14 protein-coding genes and 1 pseudogene are annotated in these 17119 nt (G+C 74.3%); 6 read left to right on the top strand and 9 right to left on the bottom strand.

The features are described from left to right. Nucleotides 1-91: 91 nt before the first annotated feature. The 4 genes from ACWCP2_RS32580 to ACWCP2_RS32595 all read right to left on the bottom strand — a co-directional run bounded on the left by ACWCP2_RS32580 (nt 92) and on the right by ACWCP2_RS32595 (nt 3884). The gene (locus ACWCP2_RS32580; RefSeq protein ID WP_450912161.1) at nt 92-724 is read right to left on the bottom strand and encodes a class F sortase; all 633 of its coding nucleotides are present in this window, start codon (nt 722-724) and stop codon (nt 92-94) included. A 180-nt stretch (nt 725-904) separates the two neighbouring features. Continuing rightward, nucleotides 905-1468: a hypothetical protein gene (locus ACWCP2_RS32585; protein ID WP_450912162.1), complete on the bottom strand. Its 564-nt coding sequence runs from the start codon at nt 1466-1468 to the stop codon at nt 905-907. A 431-nt stretch (nt 1469-1899) separates the two neighbouring features. After that, entirely contained in the window at nt 1900-3177 is a 1278-nt protein-coding gene (locus ACWCP2_RS32590; protein WP_450912163.1) for an ATP-binding protein, read from the bottom strand. Further along, nucleotides 3174-3884 carry a hypothetical protein gene (locus ACWCP2_RS32595; RefSeq protein ID WP_450912164.1) on the bottom strand — a complete coding sequence of 237 codons (711 nt, stop codon included), beginning with the start codon at nt 3882-3884 and terminating at the stop codon, nt 3174-3176. The genes ACWCP2_RS32590 and ACWCP2_RS32595 overlap by 4 nt, the downstream gene beginning before the upstream one ends. A gap of 236 nt (nt 3885-4120) precedes the next feature. On the opposite strand from ACWCP2_RS32595, the gene ACWCP2_RS32600 reads away from it, so the two are divergent. Then, nucleotides 4121-4585 (top strand): gamma-glutamylcyclotransferase family protein, encoded by a 465-nt coding sequence (locus ACWCP2_RS32600; RefSeq protein WP_450912165.1) that lies wholly within the window; start codon nt 4121-4123, stop codon nt 4583-4585. Between the two features lie 79 nt (nt 4586-4664). On the opposite strand, the gene dnaG is transcribed toward ACWCP2_RS32600, so the two are convergent. The 4 genes and pseudogenes from dnaG to ACWCP2_RS32620 all read right to left on the bottom strand — a co-directional run bounded on the left by dnaG (nt 4665) and on the right by ACWCP2_RS32620 (nt 10302). Beyond that, on the bottom strand, nt 4665-6611 hold the full coding sequence (gene dnaG / locus ACWCP2_RS32605) for a DNA primase (protein WP_450912166.1): 1947 nt from the start codon (nt 6609-6611) through the stop codon (nt 4665-4667). 35 nt (nt 6612-6646) lie between these two features. Continuing rightward, complete coding sequence (locus ACWCP2_RS32610) at nt 6647-7921, bottom strand: NAD(P)/FAD-dependent oxidoreductase (RefSeq protein ID WP_450912167.1); 1275 nt, start codon at nt 7919-7921, stop codon at nt 6647-6649. Between the two features lie 93 nt (nt 7922-8014). Then, nucleotides 8015-9358, bottom strand: coding sequence for a deoxyguanosinetriphosphate triphosphohydrolase (locus tag ACWCP2_RS32615; RefSeq protein ID WP_450912168.1), 1344 nt, complete (start codon nt 9356-9358; stop codon nt 8015-8017). Nucleotides 9359-9433: 75 nt separating this feature from the next. Then, nucleotides 9434-10302 (bottom strand): annotated as a pseudogene (locus ACWCP2_RS32620) (sirohydrochlorin chelatase). A 782-nt stretch (nt 10303-11084) separates the two neighbouring features. On the opposite strand from ACWCP2_RS32620, the gene ACWCP2_RS32625 reads away from it, so the two are divergent. The 4 genes from ACWCP2_RS32625 to ACWCP2_RS32640 all read left to right on the top strand — a co-directional run bounded on the left by ACWCP2_RS32625 (nt 11085) and on the right by ACWCP2_RS32640 (nt 15106). Beyond that, on the top strand, nt 11085-11699 hold the full coding sequence (locus ACWCP2_RS32625) for a SanA/YdcF family protein (RefSeq protein WP_274552782.1): 615 nt from the start codon (nt 11085-11087) through the stop codon (nt 11697-11699). A gap of 15 nt (nt 11700-11714) precedes the next feature. Continuing rightward, complete coding sequence (locus tag ACWCP2_RS32630; protein WP_450912169.1) at nt 11715-12536, top strand: glucose 1-dehydrogenase; 822 nt, start codon at nt 11715-11717, stop codon at nt 12534-12536. 115 nt (nt 12537-12651) lie between these two features. Continuing rightward, the gene (locus ACWCP2_RS32635; protein WP_450912170.1) at nt 12652-12846 is read left to right on the top strand and encodes a hypothetical protein; all 195 of its coding nucleotides are present in this window, start codon (nt 12652-12654) and stop codon (nt 12844-12846) included. Between the two features lie 46 nt (nt 12847-12892). Further along, on the top strand, nt 12893-15106 hold the full coding sequence (locus ACWCP2_RS32640; RefSeq protein ID WP_450912171.1) for a molybdopterin oxidoreductase family protein: 2214 nt from the start codon (nt 12893-12895) through the stop codon (nt 15104-15106). Between the two features lie 31 nt (nt 15107-15137). On the opposite strand, the gene ACWCP2_RS32645 is transcribed toward ACWCP2_RS32640, so the two are convergent. Continuing rightward, nucleotides 15138-15725 carry a hypothetical protein gene (locus ACWCP2_RS32645; protein WP_450912172.1) on the bottom strand — a complete coding sequence of 196 codons (588 nt, stop codon included), beginning with the start codon at nt 15723-15725 and terminating at the stop codon, nt 15138-15140. Nucleotides 15726-15907: 182 nt separating this feature from the next. Here ACWCP2_RS32645 and ACWCP2_RS32650 point away from each other — a divergent pair, with 182 nt between their 5' ends. Further along, entirely contained in the window at nt 15908-17107 is a 1200-nt protein-coding gene (locus ACWCP2_RS32650; protein WP_450912173.1) for an RNA polymerase sigma factor, read from the top strand. The last annotated feature ends 12 nt before the right edge of the window (nt 17108-17119 follow it).

The raw sequence follows: 17119 nt of genomic DNA on the forward strand, positions 1-17119 counted from the left end.
GGATCGACTGGTACAACTACCACCGACCCCACACCGGCATCCAAGGCCAAACACCCGCCAGCCGCGTCACCAACCTGCCCGAACAACACACCTAGTACGTGCCCGTCAGGTGGGCGAAGACGACCACGTTGCCCTGGTAGCCGGTGCGCGGGGAGAAGCCCCCGCCGCAGGTGATCACGCGCAGTTCGGCACGCGGTGACGAGCCGTACACGCGGGAGTCGGGGAAGGCCTTGGCGTCGTAGACCTCCACCGCGTGGACGGTGAACACGGCCGTACGTCCGTCGGCGCGGGCGATCTCGATCAGCGCGCCCCGGCGCAGCGCGCCGAGGTGGTAGAAGACCGCGGGCCCGGTGGCGTCGTCCACGTGCCCGGCGACGACGGCGGTGCCGGTGGCGCCCGGGGTGGTGCCGTCCCGGTACCAGCCCGCCAGGTTCCGGCGGGCTGGCGGTGGTACTTCGAGACTGCCGTCGGCCTGCAGCCCGAGCCCGGTGAGCGGGGCGTCCACCCGGATGGACGGGATCCGGATCCGGGTGGGCGGGGAGCCGGGGAGCGCGGCGATGGCGCCGGGGAACCGGGCCTGGGCGCTCAGCGCCTCACCGGCGGAGGGCAGCGGAGGCCGGACGGATTCGCCGGAGCCGCTGCCGATGAGCCAGACGCCGATGCAGGTGGCGAGTGCGACGAGCCCGCCGGCGCGGGCACGGGCGCGGCGTGCCTCTGCCTCCATGCGGCCCCCTCGGCTCGTGACGTGGTGATGTGGTGATGTGGGACGCCGTGATGCCGGACGTCGTGATGTGGGACGTGGTGACTGGCCGTCGCCCGGCCCCGCGAACGGGGGGGACCTCGCGGGGCGGGCGACGGGGGACGGTACCGGTCGGACCGCGGCCGGAGCCGCGGTGGGCGTCCGTCAGTTCCGCGTGCCGCTCGCCCGGCGACGCAGGAACCAGGTACCGCCGACGGCGGTGGCGGCCAGCACTGCCACTCCCGCCGCGATCTTGACGGGGTCGGTGGTGGTGGTCGTGCCACCGCCCACCCCGGTGCGCACGTGGCCCTGGGGGGCGCGTTCGTGCTCGGTGACGATCAGGTCGCCGGTGGCGAACTTGCCGTTCGCGCAGGTGGCGCCGATCGCATGGGTGCCGGGCTGGGTTCCGCGGCCGACCTGGAACTGCCCCACGACCACCTCCTTGTGGGTGCCCGGGGCCAGTGTGAAGCGGCCGCCCCCGACGGTGGTGGCATCGCCCTCGGCGTGACTGCCCGGGCCGCAGGCCTTCGTGTTCACCGTGACGGTGGTGCCGGGGGCGGCGGACGCGGGCCAGATCTCCAGCGGGGCGAAGTCGCCGGCCGCGAAGTTCGTCATGCCGAACCCCGTCATGCCCAGGTCCGCGGCGGCGACCGCGCCGGCCACCGGGCCGGTGAACGCGACGGCGGTCAGCGCGGTGGCGGTGAGCACGTGGGCGGTGCGTCGGCGCATGGGGGGTCTCCTGTGGACACGGGGTCGTGTCTCCGAGGTAACCCGGGCGGCGGGCCGGGCGCCTGCTGATGCGGAGTCAGATCGGGGTCCCGGTGCCGGGCCGATGGGTTGCTTCCGCAGGTGGGAAGGGGTGCGGGGGTACTTTTCGTACCCCACCCCGTCCGGGTGACGGGTGGCGGGTGACGCCGGCCTCGCGGGTGCGGGCCGCCGCTGCGCGGAGCCTCTCCCCGCCCCGCCCTTCCCCCGTTCCCCGGGGCTCCGCCCCGGACCCTGCGCCGCACCGTCGGCGGGGCTGGTGCGCGCCGGCCCGCCCCGGACCGCGCACCTCGGGGGCCGGGGGCTGGCCCGGCGGGGCGGATTCGGCCCAGCCCCCGGCTCCCCCCCCCCCCCCCGGAGTCCGGCGAGCCGGCGAGCGGTGGGGGGAGAGGGGGTTACGCCAGGGGGAGGGTGAGGGCGGCCGAGGCTCCGGTGGGGGAGGCGTTGGTGAGCGTGAGCCGGGCCCCGATGACCTGCGCCTGGCCCAGGGCGATGGTCAGGCCCAGGCCGGTGCCCTGGCCGCGTTCGGTCGCGCCCGTCAGGAACCGCTGCGGGCCGTCCCGCAGCAGCGTCCGGGGGAAGCCCGCGCCGTGGTCCCGGACGGTGACCGTGTTGGCGGCCACCGTCACGGTGATCGGGTCCGCGCCGTGCCTGCGGGCGTTGAGCAGCAGGTTCGTCAGGATCCGCTCCAGCCGCCGGACGTCGGTGCGCACCCGGGCCGTGCCGTCGGCGGCGCCGAGGAGCTGCGCCTCCACGCCCGAACGCCGGGTGGCCGACTCCACCAGCGGCCCCAGCGGGTGGACGTCCAGCTGGGCCACCTCCCGGTCCCCGTCGAGCCGGGCCACCTCCAGGAGGTCCTCCGTCAGTGCGCAGAGGGCCGCGACCCGGTCGCGCACCAGCTCCGTGGGCCGTCCCGGGGGGAGCAGTTCGGCGGCGGTGAGCAGACCGGTCAGCGGGGTCCGCAGCTCGTGGGCCACGTCCGCCGTGAAGCGCTGCTCCGCCACCAGCCGCCGTTGCAGGCTGGCTGCCATCGTGTCGACCGCCGCCGACAGCTCGGCCACCTCGTTCCGCGTCCCGGGAACGCCCGACGGGCCGATGCGCGCGTCGAGTTCGCCCGTACTGATCCGCCGGGCCGTCTCGGCCGCGGACCGCAGGTCCTTGCTCAGCCGGCTGGCCAGCGCCGCCCCGCCGATCGCGGCGAGGGTGACGACGACCACCCCGAAGGCCATCAGCTTCTGGTCCAGCTCCCACAGTTCGTCCTTCTCCGCCGCCAGCGACTGCCGTACGGAGAGCACTTGGTCGCCGCCGACCGGCCGGGCGGCCCACACCGCCGGGTGGGGGCCGTGCAGGTCGAGGTAGGTGGTGCGCTGCCCCGCCAGGGCGGCCTGCCGCAGGGGTTCGGGCAGGCCGGGGCAGTCGAGGCGGGCGTCGGCCTCCCCGACCTTGTCGAAGTCGAGCTGGCCCGTGAGCTCGTACACCTGCCGGACCCGGACGAGCTGCGCGACGGCGCTCTTGCGCGCCGCGTCGGCGACCTGGTTCGCGCGGGCCTCGTGGATCAGGATCCCGATGGTGAGCGCGACGAGCGAGCAGCCGGCGGCGAGCAGGACGGCGATCTTCCAGCGCAGCCCGAGGGAGTGCAGGAGGCGGCGGCAGCGGAGCAGGAAGCGCTTCACCTGGCCGCCCGGCTCGTGGGTTCGGGGGATGCGGAGCCGGACGGCCGCGGGGCCGGGCAGCTGCCGGAGTGCGGCGCGGAGATGGCGTTGCCGAACGTGTGGTCGTCGCTGAGGACGCTCATCCGCTGCCCGTCCCAGTGGTAGCGGATGTCGTGCGAGGAGCCGTCCTCGTCGGTGGTGCGGACCAGCAGGTCGGCGCCGAGGGTCTCGACGCTCATCCGCCGGCCGCTGGTGTACAGGATCGGCACGATCTTCCCGTCAGCGGCGGTGTAGACGCTCAGCACCGAACGCCCCGTCTGGGTGTCGGCGGCGACGATCAGCTCGTGCTTCCCGTCGCCCGTGAGGTCCACGTACCGGGCCGGCCGTACCCCGGCCTTGCCCGGCCCCTGGATCTGTTTCTCCCAGCTGAAGCGCTTCATGTTCCTGTCCGCGCGGATCACGGCCATCACGTCGACCTCCTCGATCCCCTGCGGCCCCACCGGCGGGGCGCCTTCGAGCGGCTTCGGCGGTGCCTCCCGGCCGGCCACCGCCGTACCGGTGGAGCTGGGCGAATCCGTCCACGAGGGCCACAGCGGCTTCGGCCGGGGCTGGGAGGAGACGGGTGGCGCGACCTCGTCGGGCCCGAGGCCCCCGGGTGCGCCGCAGCCGCCGAGGCCGATGCAGAGCAGGGCGGCCGCGGCGAGGCTGCGGAGGGTCGGTCGAGTCATGGAAGGCGGAACCGTCGGGTGGTGGGGGAGGGCGGGTGCGGAGGGCTGGATGCGGGGGGCCGGGTGCGGCGAGGCAGACTGACGGTAGACGGTAGACGGCGCCCGTCACGGGGACCGGGCGGACGTGTAACAGCGGTGCGTACGCGGGCTCCCGGGGCCGAACTCGGGACCTTCGGCCCGCCCCGCGGCCGGTGGGAGTCCGGTCAGCAGCTCAGTCTGAATCGAGGGAGGCCCGCATGACATCGGCCGATCGGCCGGAAGGCCACGGCGAAGGAACGATTCCGCAGGGCGAGGAGCTCCCGTTCTTCGTCTACGGAACCCTGCGCCCCGGCGAGGTCAACCACGACCTGTTCCTGCGCGGCCGCACGGCCGCCGAGGAGCCCGCCCGCCTTCCGGACGCGGCCCTGTACGAGGGCCCCGGATACCCGTACGCCGTGGACCGCCCCGGCTCCGCCATAGCCGGGGAGCTGATCACCCCGGCCCCCGGGGCCTATGGGGAACTCCTCGTGGCGCTCGACCTGCTGGAGGAGTACGCGGGCCCCGGACACCCCGCGAACGTCTACGACCGCCTCGCCCGCGAGGCGCTGCGCCCCGACGGCACTCCGGTCCGCGCCTGGGTCTACCTGGCCGCCCCGACCCTGGCCCGCCACCTCGCCCGCGCCGGCACCCCCATCCCGGGCGGCGACTGGCTGCGCCGCTGAGGCCTCTCGGCTCTACGGGCCTCTCGGCTTTACGGGCCTCTGGGCTCTACAGGCCTCTGGGCTCTACAGGCTCTCGGCTCTACAGGCCTTCCGCGCCGCGGTTGCGCAGGCGCCGGCCGTACTGCTGGAGGACCCACAGCTCCTCCTGGACCGCCGCCAGCTGCTCCGGGGCGTCCTGGTGGCCGAGGCGGGACAGGGTGCCCTGGATCTCGTGCACCCGGCGGTCCACGGCGCGGAGCCTGACCTGGACCAGCTGGACCCCGGCGTAGACCTCGTCCACGGTCTTCGCGTGGATGGCCTCGACGACGAGCTCGGTGACCAGCGCGCGGACGGTGTCGTTCGGCGCGGCGTCCCGGACCCGGGTCAGGTAGTCCTCGGTGCCGAGCGAGGCGCCGCCCGCGTCCATGATGGCCTGGCGCACGGCCGCGTAGGGCGGTGCGGTGAACTCGTCCATGCCGTACGCGTCGAAGGCGGGGGAGACCAGGGCCGGGCGCTGGAGCGCCAGCTTGAGCAGCTCGCGCTCGGTGATGTGGGCGGGACTGCGCAGGTTCAGCGCGGGTCCCGTGGGCGCCGCGGAGGGCGCCGCGATGTCGTCGTAGGAGTGGCCGGAGTGACCGGAGTGACCGGAGCCGGGGCCCCCGGAGTGGGCGGACTGCCCCCGGCGCTGCTGCTGGGGCTGGTTGCCGCGCTCCCGGGCCCAGCGGTCGAGCTGGGCGATCCGCTTGACCACGAACTGCTCGTCGCGCATGCCGAGCATGCCCGCGAGCTGGACCGCCGACTCGTGCTGGATCGCGACGTTCTTGATCTTCTTGATGATCGGGGCGGCTTCCTCGAGCGCCGCCGCCCGCCCCGCCGGGTTCTCCAGATTGTGCCGGGCCACGATGTGCTTCAGCGCGAACTCGAACAGCGGGGTGCGGGCCTCGACCAGCCCGGCCACGGCCGCGTCGCCCTTGGCCAGGCGCAGGTCGCAGGGGTCCATGCCGCCCGGGGCGATGGTGATGGAGGTCTCCGCCGCGAACTTCTGGTCGTCCTCGAAGGCGCGCAGCGCGGCCTTCTGGCCGGCCGCGTCCCCGTCGAAGGTGAAGATCACCTCGGCGGTCGCGTTGTCCATGAGCAGCCGGCGCAGGATCTTGATGTGGTCGCCGCCGAAGGCGGTGCCGCAGGTGGCGATCGCGGTGGTGACCCCGGCCATGTGGCAGGCCATCACGTCGGTGTAGCCCTCGACCACGACGGCCCGCGAGGTCTTGGCGATCTCCTTCTTGGCCAGGTCGATGCCGTACAGCACCTGGGACTTCTTGTAGATCGCCGTCTCGGGGGTGTTCAGGTACTTGGGGCCGTTGTCGTCGTCGCGCAGCTTGCGCGCGCCGAAGCCGACGACCTCGCCGCTGATGTCGCGGATGGGCCACATCAGGCGGCCGCGGAAGCGGTCGATGGGCTTTCCGCTGCGGCTGTCCTGGGCCAGGCCCGAGCTGATCAGTTCTTTGTCGCTGAAGCCCTTGCCGCGCAGGAAACGGGTCAGGTGGTCCCAGCCGGCCGGGCTGTAGCCCACGCTGAAGTGCTGGGCCGCCGCCTGGTCGAAGCCGCGCTCGGCCAGGAACTTGCGGCCGATCTCCGCCTCGGCGCTGCCGAGCTGGTCCATGTAGAACTGGGCCGCGGCCTTGTGCGCCTCGACCAGCCGGATGCGTTCGCCGCGCCCGCTGGTGCCGGCGGTGTAGCCGCCCTCTTCGTACCGCAGGGTGATGCCGGCCAGGCCGGCGAGGCGCTCCACCGCCTCCGAGAAGGAGAGGTGGTCGATCTTCATGACGAAGTCGAGGGTGTCCCCGCCCGCCTGGCAGCCGAAGCAGTGGTAGAAGCCCTTGCTGGGGCTGACCTGGAAGGACGGGGACTTCTCGTCGTGGAAGGGGCAGAGGCCCTTGAGGTTGCCGCCGCCCGCGTTGCGCAGCTGGAGGTACTCCGAGACCACGGCGTCGATCGGGACCGCGTCCCGTACCGCCTTCACGTCGTCGTCGTTGATCCGTCCCGCCACACGCGCAAGTCTACGGCCGGGCGGAGACGATCCCGTCAGGCACCCTCCGCCGGAAGGAGCGCCGAAAGCGGAATCGAGGGATCCGCCAGCTTCTCCCGGTCCACGGGCGCCTTCGACCTGATCAGGGCCTGGATGTCGTCGGTGACGTCCCACACGTTCACGTTCATCCCGGCCAGCACCCGGCCGTCCGAGAGCCAGAAGGCGATGAACTCCCGCTTGCCCGCGTCCCCGCGGATCAGCACCTGGTCGTAGCCGCCGGCCGGGGCGTACCCCGAGTACTCCAGACCCACGTCGTACTGGTCGGAGAAGAAGTACGGAACCCGGTCGTACGAGACCTCCTGCCCCAGCATCGCCCGCGCGGCGGCCGGGCCGCCGTTGAGCGCGTTCGCCCAGTGCTCCACCCGCAGCCGGGTCCCCAGCACCGGGTGGTGCGCGGCCGCCACGTCCCCGACGGCGAACACGTCCGGGTCGGAGGTGCGCAGCGAGGCGTCCACGGCGATGCCGCCGCCGTGCTCCCGGTCCACCAGGGCCAGGCCCGAGGTCTCCGCGAGCGCGGTCCGCGGGGCGGCCCCGATCGCCGCGAGGACCGCGTGCGCCGGGTGCTCCTCCCCGTCGTCCGTACGGGCCGCCAGCACCATGCCGTCGTGCCCGACGATCTCCGTCAGCTGGGAGCCGAAGTGGAAGCGGACCCCGTGCTCGGTGTGCAGGTCCGCGAAGAGCCGGCCGACCTCCGGGCCGAGCACCGCGTGCAGCGGGGTCGGCGCCGGTTCGATCACGGTGACCTCGGCCCCGTACCCGCGGGCCGCCGCGGCGACCTCCAGGCCGATCCAGCCGGCGCCCGCGATCAGCAGGTGCCCGTTGTCCCGGCCCAGGCCCGCCAGGGCCTTGCGGAGCCGCTCGGCGTGCGAGAGCCGGCGCAGGTGGTGCACCCCGACCAGCTCGGTGCCCGGGATGTCCAGCCGGCGCGGTTCGGCGCCGGTGGCGAGCAGCAGCTTGTCGTAGGGCAGCGCCGTGCCGTCGCCGAGGACCACCTTCTTGGCCTCGCGGTCGAGATGGACCGCGGGCTGGCCGAGGTGCAGCTCGATGTCGGAGGCCGCGTACCAGGACGCCTCGTGCACGAAGACGCTGTCGCGCTCCTCCTTGCCCGCCAGGTAGCCCTTGGAGAGCGGCGGCCGCTCGTAGGGATGCTCGCGCTCGTCGCCGATCAGGATCACCCGTCCCGTGAACCCCTCGGACCTCAGCGTCTCGGCCGCCTTAGCCCCGGCGAGCCCTGCGCCCACGATGACGAACGTCCGGTGTGCGTCGACCACCTGATGCCTCCTCATAACCTCTGCGCCACATGCGACCACATGCGAGCGTCCCGCACCGAGCCTGCCGCGTGAAGGGGGAGTGGCCCGATCGGCTCACCCTTCGGCGCGTCGCGCGCGCTGGGTGAGACGGGCGTGCAGGGAGCGCGCGGAGGCGTCCGTGAGGGCCGCGATCTGGTCCACGACCGCCCGCTTCCTGGTCCGGTCGTCCGGGGCCGCGTCGAAGATCGCGCGGAACTGCGGGTCCAGACCCTCGGGCGCGCGGGCGCTGACGGCCTCAGCCAGTTCGGCCAGGACGATGCGCTGATCGGCTCGGATCCGCTCCTGCTCGTCACGCTGTATGACGTACAGGTCGGCCACCGCCTTCAGCACCGCGCACTCGTTGCGGGCCTCGCGCGGCACCACCAGCTCCGCCGCGTACCGGGTCAGCCGGCCGGTCCCGTACGCCTGCCGGGTCGCGCCCTCGGCGGCCAGGCAGAAACGGCCGATCAGCTGGCTGGTCGCGTCCTTCAGCCGGGCCTGCGCCACGGCCGAGCCGTCGTACCCGTGCGGCCACCACTCCTGCTCCATCAAACGGTCCAGTGCCTCGCGCAGTTCCTCCGGCTCGGTGTCGGCGGGCACGTAGCGGCCGATGGCCACCCGCCAGATCTCGGTGCGCTCGGGCTCCGCGAAGAGCAGGTTCGGGTCGAGGTGCCCGGCGTGCAGACCGTCCTCGAAGTCGTGGACGGAGTACGCCACGTCGTCCGACCAGTCCATGACCTGCGCCTCGAAGCACTTGCGGTCCGCGGGCGCGCCGCGCCGCAGCCAGTCGAAGACCGGCAGGTCGTCCTCGTAGGCGCCGAACTTCACCGAGCCGGGGTCGGTGGGGTGGTCCCCGCGCGCCCAGGGGTACTTGGTGGCGGCGTCCAGGCAGGCCCGGGTCAGGTTGAGCCCGACGCTGACCAGCTCGCCCGTCGCCGGATCGGGGACGAACCGCTTGGGCTCCAGCCGGGTCAGCAGCCGCAGCGACTGGGCGTTGCCCTCGAAACCGCCGCAGTCCTTGGCGAACTCGTTGAGCGCTTCCTCGCCGTTGTGGCCGAAGGGCGGGTGCCCCATGTCGTGGGACAGGCAGGCGGCTTCGACCAGATCCGGGTCGCAGCCGAGCGCGGCGCCGAGCTCGCGGCCGACCTGGGCGCATTCCAGGGAGTGCGTCAGCCGCGTACGGGGACTCGCGTCCCAGTCGTACGAACGCGTCCCCGGGGTCACCACCTGGGTCTTCCCGGCGAGCCGGCGCAGGGCGGCGGAGTGCAGGACGCGGGCGCGGTCACGCTGGAAGGCGGTCCGCCCGGGCCGTTTGTCGGGCTCGGTGGCCCAGCGCTCGGTGTCGGCGGGATCGTACGGCTCGCCGGGCAGGTCGAGGGCGGGTCGGACAGGTGCGGTGGTGCCTTCCATGCCTTCCATGGTCAAACGGTAACCGCACGAACCGACAAGACGAGGCAAGAGGAGCAATCCGAGCGATTGGGACCGGGCCGGCCGTCAGGCGGTGGCCAGTTCGAGCGGCTCCCCGTGGCCTACGGGCCCTGCGAGCGCGGCGGCGGCTTCGTCGTAGCGCTGGAGCACCAGCCGGGCCAGCGCCGGATGCGCGCCCAGCGGGGCCGCGGCCGGACCCGGCGCGGCGGCGGCGCTCGCCGCGGCGAAGCGGCCCGGGGCGGTGAAGTAGGAGGCGACCGCGACCCGGTGGAGGCCCCGCGCGGCCAGGGCCCGTACGGCGGCGGGCACGGAGGGCGCGGTGCCCGAGGCGTAGGCGGCCACCACGGGCACCCCGCCGAGCCGCTCCGAGAGCAGGTCGGCGGTGGCCCGCACATCGGCGGCGGAGTCGGGGTCGCGGGACCCGGAGGCGGCCAGCACCACCGCCGACCCGGCGCTCCAGCCGGCCTCCACGAGCCGCTCGTACAGGGCCTCGACGAGCAGCGGATGCGGGCCCAGCGGGGCGGCGACACGGGTCCGCAGGTGCCCGGCGCGGGCGGCGGAGGCCGGCAGGTCCCGCTTGACGTGGGTGCCGCGGCCGAGCAGCAGCGGCACCAGGACGGCGTCCCCGCGGGCCCGGTCGAGGGTGTGCTCCAGCAGCGGGTGGTTCAGCTCGATGTGACCGAGCCGGACGTCGAGACGGGGGCGGAGCTCACGGACCCGTTCGAGCAGGGCTTCGACGGTGTGGAGGGCGCGCGGATCGCGGCTGCCGTGGGCCACGGCGACGAGGACGGGCTGCTGCATGGGAGGACTCCTGCGTGGTGTCGGGGACGCAGACCGCTGAGCTGCGCACCGAGCTGGGCGGTGATCCGGGTCAGCAGCTCCGCCGTGGTCGCGGGCGGAAGCGGTGGAAGGGACTGGGGCAGGGGCAGGGGCAGGGACTGGGACTGGGACTGGGACTGGGGCAGGGACTGGGACTGGGACTGGGGCAGGGACTGGGACTGGGACTGGGACTGGGGCAGGGACTGGGACTGGGGCAGGGACTCGGGAGGATGCGCCGGCTCCGTCATGAACCGATCCTGCGCGCGACAGGTTGCCTCCGCGTTGCGCCGGGGTGACGGGTGTTTTCCGGCTGCTCACAGGGGGGTGGACGGCGAGGGTGGGATCGGCCCGGGCTCCCCTGTGCGCGGGCGCGGGCGCGGACGCCGGTGCCGGGAGGCTCGGGGGACGGGGACGGGGACGGGTGGGGGTCACATGGATGGCTTCCTGAACTGGGCGGCCCGCGGATGCAGAGCGCCGCCCGCCGGCGCGGCCGTCCCGGGCGGTGCGGAGCCGGTCCGGGCGTCGGCCTGCACCCACGGGGAGCCGGAGGCGGGGGACCGCGGGCTGCTCCTGTGCGCGGCCTCCCGGCCCGCCCTGGAGGGCCGGGTCTCCTTTCTCGTCCCGGCGCCGGGGCGGGGAGCGGCGTACGCCGCGGTGCGGCACCGGGCCCTAGCCCGGGCGGGAAACCGCCGGGACCGTACACGCGTCCGTAGACGACGGAGCCACCAGCAGGACCGATAGGGCCGACGAGGCCGACCAGGTCGACAAGGGGAACGCATTGAGGCGTGCAGGGCGAGTGCTACGAGGTCTGCCGGGGGCGGCGCGGGAGCGGCTGAAGGGCGTGCGGATCGGGGTGCCCCGGACCGTACGGGCCCGGCGGCGGGCCGTGCGGGTGGTGATGGCGGGCTGCGTGCTCGCCCTGCTGCCCTCCGCGTGGACGCACGCGTCCGCCGGGCCCCGGCTGCGGACCACCGCCGACGCGCCGGCCGCCGAGGTGGCCGTGGTGTTCGGTGCCGGGCTGTGGAAGGGCCGGCCCACGCCGTACCTCGCGCGCCGCCTCGACGCCGCCGTCGAGCTCTACCGCGCGGGGAAGGTCAAGGTCGTCCTGGTCACCGGCGACAACAGCCGCACCGACTACGACGAGCCCGACGCGATGCGCGCGTACCTGACGGGCCACGGGGTGCCCGACGCCCGCGTCGTCAGCGACTACGCGGGCTTCGACTCGTGGGACTCCTGCGTCCGGGCCCGGGAGGTCTTCGGCGTGCACCGGGCGGTGCTGATCAGCCAGGGCTTCCACATCCGCCGGGCGGTCGCGCTGTGCCGGGCGGCGGGCGTGGACTCCTACGGGGTCGGGGTGTCCGACGTGCACGACGCGACCTGGTACTACGGCGGGGCCCGCGAGGTCTTCGCGGCGGGCAAGGCGGCACTGGACGCGGTGTTCGAGCCGGAGCCGCGGTTCCTGGGGCCGAAGGAGGAGGGGGTGTCGCGCGCCCTGGCCTCTCTGGCAGACTGACGCCGCGATCGGCGTATGCCGATTAGTCATATACCGATCTGTCTCGTGCGTCAGGGGTGTGGAACCGTGGCTGTTGTGGATCTGAGCGGCAAGGTCGTCGTCGTCACCGGTGGGGCCCGCGGTCTCGGCGCGGCGGCCGCGCAGGCCGTCGTGGACGGCGGGGGCAAGGTGCTGATCACCGACGTCCTGGAGGCCGAGGGCGCCGAGACGGCGGCCAAGCTCGGCGACGCGGCGCGCTTCCTGCGCCACGACGTGACCAGCGAATCCGACTGGGACGCGGTCCTCGCCTTCGCCGTGGCCGAGTTCGGCCGCATCGACGGACTGGTCAACAACGCGGGCATCTCCACCGGCCAGTTCCTGGAGCACGAGAGCGTCGAGCACTTCCGCAAGGTCCTCGAGATCAACCTGGTCGGCGTCTTCATCGGCATCAAGGCCGCGATCCCGCTGATGCGGGAGAACGGCGGCGGCTCCATCGTCAACATCTCCTCCGCCGCCGGCCTCACCGGCCTCGCCCTGACCGCCGGCTACGGGGCCTCCAAGTGGGGCGTGCGCGGACTGTCGAAGATCGGCGCGGTCGAGCTCGCGGAGTCCCGGATCCGGGTGAACTCCGTCCACCCCGGGATGACGCTCACCCCGATGACGGCCCCGGTCGGCATCGAGGCGGGCGAGGGCAACTACCCCGGCGCCCCCCTCGGCCGCGTCGGCCTCCCCGAGGAGATCGCCGCCGCCGTCGCCTTCCTCCTCTCGGACGCCGCGGGCTACATGACGGGCGCCGAACTCGCGGTCGACGGCGGCTGGACGGCCGGCCTCACGGTGAAGTACCTGACGGGACAGTGACGTACCTGACGGGACGGTGACGTGCCTGGAAGTACCTGACGGGACAGTGACCCGGCCCCGGCGCCCGGCGGATATTCGGGTGCCGCCGCCGGGGCACCGGGCTACGGTCCGCCCCGTGGAACACGACGCACCCCTCGTACGCGAGGTCCCCGGCCACCGCACCGTGCCCCTCCTCCCCGAGCGGGGCATGCTGAACGTCGACGCCGTCGACGGCCGGATCGTGTACGTCGAGATCCTCGACCGGCCCCCGCTGGGCGGGGCCTCACCGCGGCCGCCGGGAGGCGCTGAGGCGGAGCACGCGGAGATGTAACGGGAGGCTGCGGCCCGCGTAACACCCCCGACGCACGCTGGGCTCCATGCACCCCTCGGATTCCGTCACCGCCACGCACTGTCCGTACTGCGCGCTGCAGTGCGGGATGAACCTGCGCCCCGGGCCGGGCGGCGCGGGCGTGACGGTGGAGGAGCGGGCCGACTTCCCCGTGAACCGGGGCGCGCTGTGCGGCAAGGGCCGCACCGCCCCCGCCGTGCTCTCCTCCCGGGTGCGCCTCACCGAGCCGCTCGTCCGCACCGGCGCCGGGCGGCTGGAGCCGGCCACCTGGGAGGAGGCCCTCGACGCCGTCGCCGGCGGCCTCGCCCGCACACGGCGGTCGTACGGGGCCGACGCGGTCGGGGTGTTCGGCGGCGGCGGGCTGACCAACGAGAAGGCCTACGCCCTCGGGAAGTTCGCCCGCATCGCCCTGGGGACCTCGCAGATCGACTACAACGGCCGGTTCTGCATGTCCTCGGCCGCCGCCGCGCACCAGCGGGCCTTCGGGCTCGACCGGGGGCTGCCCTTCCCGCTGGAGGACATCCCCCGGACCGGCTGCGTCATCCTCGTCGGCTCCAACCCCGCCGACACCATGCCGCCGGCCCTCCGCTTCTTCCGGGAACTCCGCGAGAACGGCGGCACGTTGATCGTGGTGGACCCGCGCCGCACGCGCACCGCCGAACAGGCCGACCTGCACCTGGCCCCGCGCCCCGGCACCGACCTGGCGCTGGCGCTCGGCCTGCTGCACCTGGTGGTGGCGGGCGGGCACACCGACGAGGAGTTCATCGCCGGGCGCACCAGCGGCTGGGAGGAGGCCCGCGCGGCCGCGATGGCCCACTGGCCGGAGCTGGTGGAGCGGATCACCGGCGTGCCGGTGCCGAAGCTCCGCGAGGCGGTCGCGATGTTCTGCGCCCCCGAATCCGCGATGGTGCTCACCGCACGCGGCCCCGAGCAGCAGTCCAAGGGCACCGACACCGTCGGGGCCTGGATCAACCTCTGCCTCGCCACCGGCCGGGCCGGCCGCCCGCTCTCCGGCTACGGCTGCCTCACCGGCCAGGGCAACGGCCAGGGCGGCCGCGAGCACGGCCAGAAGGCCGACCAGCTCCCCGGTTACCGCAAGCTGACCGACCCGGCGGCCCGGGCCCACGTCGCCGGGGTCTGGGGGATCGACCCCGACACGCTCCCCGGCCCGGGCCGCAGCGCGTACGAACTCCTCGACGCGCTGGGCTCCGAGGTCAAAGCCCTGCTCCTGATGGGCTCCAACCCGGTGGTCTCGGCCCCCCGCGCCGCCCACGTCGAGGAGCGCATCCGCTCCCTGGACTTCCTGGCCGTCGCCGACGTGGTCCTCTCCGAGACGGCGGCCCTGGCGGACGTGGTGCTCCCCGTCACCCAGTGGGCGGAGGAGACCGGAACCACCACCAACCTGGAGGGCCGCGTCCTGCTCCGCCGCCGGGCCCTGACCCCGCCGCCGGGGGTCCGCTCCGACCTGGAGGTCCTGCACGGGCTGGCCGCCCGCCTCGGCATGCCGAAGGCCTTCCCGGCCGACGCGGAGGAGGTCTTCGAGGAGCTGCGGCGCGCCTCGGCGGGCGGCCCGGCGGACTACTCGGGCATCACCTACGCCCGCATCGAAGCCGAACAGGGCGTCTTCTGGCCCTGCCCCGCGGCGCCGGAGACCGCGGCGCCGGAGACCGCGGCGCCGGAGACCGCAGCGCCGGAGCCCGCGGCGGCCCCTGCCGCCCCGGCGGAGCCCGGCCCGGTGCCGCAGCCCGGCCCGGTGCCGCAGCCCGGCCCGGTGCCGGAGCCCCACCCCGGCACGCCCCGGCTCTTCCTGGACCGCTTCGCGACCGAGGACGGCCGGGCCCGCTTCGTGCCCGTCTCCCACCGCGACGCCGCCGAGGTGCCGGACACGGAGTACCCGCTCCTCCTCACCACCGGCCGGGTCGTCGCCCAGTACCAGTCGGGCGCGCAGACCCGCCGGGTGGACGAGCTCAACGAAGCCGCCCCCGGCCCCTTCGTGGAACTCCACCCCCGCCTCGCGGCCCGCATCGGCGCGGTCGACGGAGCCCCCCTCGCGGTCACCTCCCGCCGCGGCCGCGCGGTCGCCCCGGCCCGCATCACGGACACCATCCGGGCGGACACCGTCTTCATGCCCTTCCACTGGCCGGGCGAGGGCCGCGCCAACACCCTGACCAACCCGGCGCTCGACCCGGTCTCCCGGATGCCGGAGTTCAAGGTCTGCGCGGTCCGGGTGGAACCGGCCTAGGCGCCGCCCCGGGGCGCCGGCCCCGGCCCCCTCAGGGTGCGATCAGGTCCACCTTGATCACCTTGCAGGTGATCTCGTCCTCCGTCAGCCGGGCGAGGGCCGCGGCCTTCACCTCGGCCCGCTGCCCGGGCGCCAGGCCGTTGCTGATGCCCGCGCCCTCGGCCAGCCGGATCCCGGTGGGGCCGAGGAACTCGATGCTCACGAGGTAGGTGATGGTCCGCCCGCCGCTGTTGGTGACGGTCAGCCCGGCGGAGGGCCAGCGCGTGGCGGGGTCCACCCCGCACGAGTCGATCCGCACGTCGCCGACGGGCCCCCGGGAGCCGGGCGTGGGCAAGCCGGGCGTCGGGGAGCCGGGCGTACGGGAACCGGGCGTCCGGGACGCCCCGGTGACGGGCGCCGTGGCCCGGGCACTCTCCCCGTCCCGGTGCTCCGTCCCCTTGCCGCCCGGACCGACGAGGGTGATCAGCAGACCGGCCACACCCAGGGCGATCAGCGCGCCGAGCAGTCCGAGGAAGACGAACAGCGCCGTCCTGCGGCGCTTCGGCGCGGGCGCCAGGGGTCCGGCCGGCGGCCGGTCGTTCCGGCGGCGCCATCCCGGAGGCGGGTTCGAGGGGGGCACGGACACCTCCAGGGGGCCGGACCGGTGATCGTGCAGCTCAGCATCGCACCCGTCCGGCTCCGCCACACGTCGGCGCCGGGGGACCGGGGGAGCCGGGGAGCCCGGTCTCCTCGGACATGCGTCCGATCCGCATCGGGGTTCTGGTCCGGGGGTAACCATGGGTCACGCACCGGACCCAGAAAGTGGTCGCACGCCCCTCGTGGCAGCGATGTGTCGTACCCCACACTGAGGTGCGGTGCACCCGTCCTCGGAGCCCTGTGGAGGTCGCCCCCGTGCAGACCCAGAGCCTCACCGTCACCGTCAGCCCGCCCGCCGAAGAGCCCGCGGCCGAAGAGCCCGAGCCGGGGGCCGACGCCATGCACGAGGAGGAGGCCGAAGAGGCCGCAGAGGCCGAGGAGTTGGAGGGCCCGGAGCAGTCGGAGAAGGTGCCCCCGCCGCGCAGGCGCCCGGCGGAAGGCTCCGGCGGAGCGGGACCGTCCGCCGACCTCTTCCGGCAGTACCTGCGCGAGATAGGCAGGATCCCGCTGCTCACCGCCGTCGAGGAGGTCGAGCTCGCGCGGCGCGTGGAAGCGGGACTGTTCGCGGAGGAGAAGCTCGGCAGCGGAGCCCCGCTCGACCTGCAGCTCACCCTCGACCTCGACAAGCTCGTCGTCATGGGCCGGATGGCCAAGCGCCGCCTCATCGAGTCGAACCTGCGGCTCGTCGTCTCCGTCGCCAAGCGCTACGTCGGCCGCGGACTGACCATGCTCGACCTGGTCCAGGAGGGGAACCTCGGACTGATCCGCGCCGTCGAGAAGTTCGACTACGCCCGCGGCTACAAGTTCTCCACCTACGCCACCTGGTGGATCCGCCAGGCCATGTCCCGGGCGCTGGCCGACCAGGCCCGCACCATCCGGGTCCCCGTCCACGTCGTCGAACTGATCAACCGTGTCGTACGCGTCCAGCGCCGCATGCTCCAGGAGCGCGGGTACGAACCCACCGCCGAGGAGGTCGCGGTCCACCTGGAGCTGACCCCCGAGCGGGTGCTCGAAGTGCTGCGCCTCGCGCAGGAGCCGGTCTCCCTGCACGCGCCCGTGGGCGAGGAGGACGACGTCGCGCTCGGCGACCTCATCGAGGACGGGGACGCCGCCTCACCGGTCGAATCGGCCGCGTTCTTCCTGCTCCGCGAGCACCTGGAAGCGGTGCTCTCGACCCTCGGCGAGCGGGAGCGCAAGGTCGTCCAGCTCCGCTACGGGCTCGCCGACGGGCGGCCGCGCACCCTGGAGGAGATCGGGCGGATCTTCGGAGTGACCCGGGAGCGGATCCGCCAGATCGAGTCCAAGACCCTCAACAAGCTGCGCGACCACGCCTTCGCGGACCAGCTGCGCGGCTATCTGGACTGAGCACGCGGGCAC

The sequence above is a fragment of the Streptomyces sp. NPDC002104 genome, assembly GCF_053593795.1.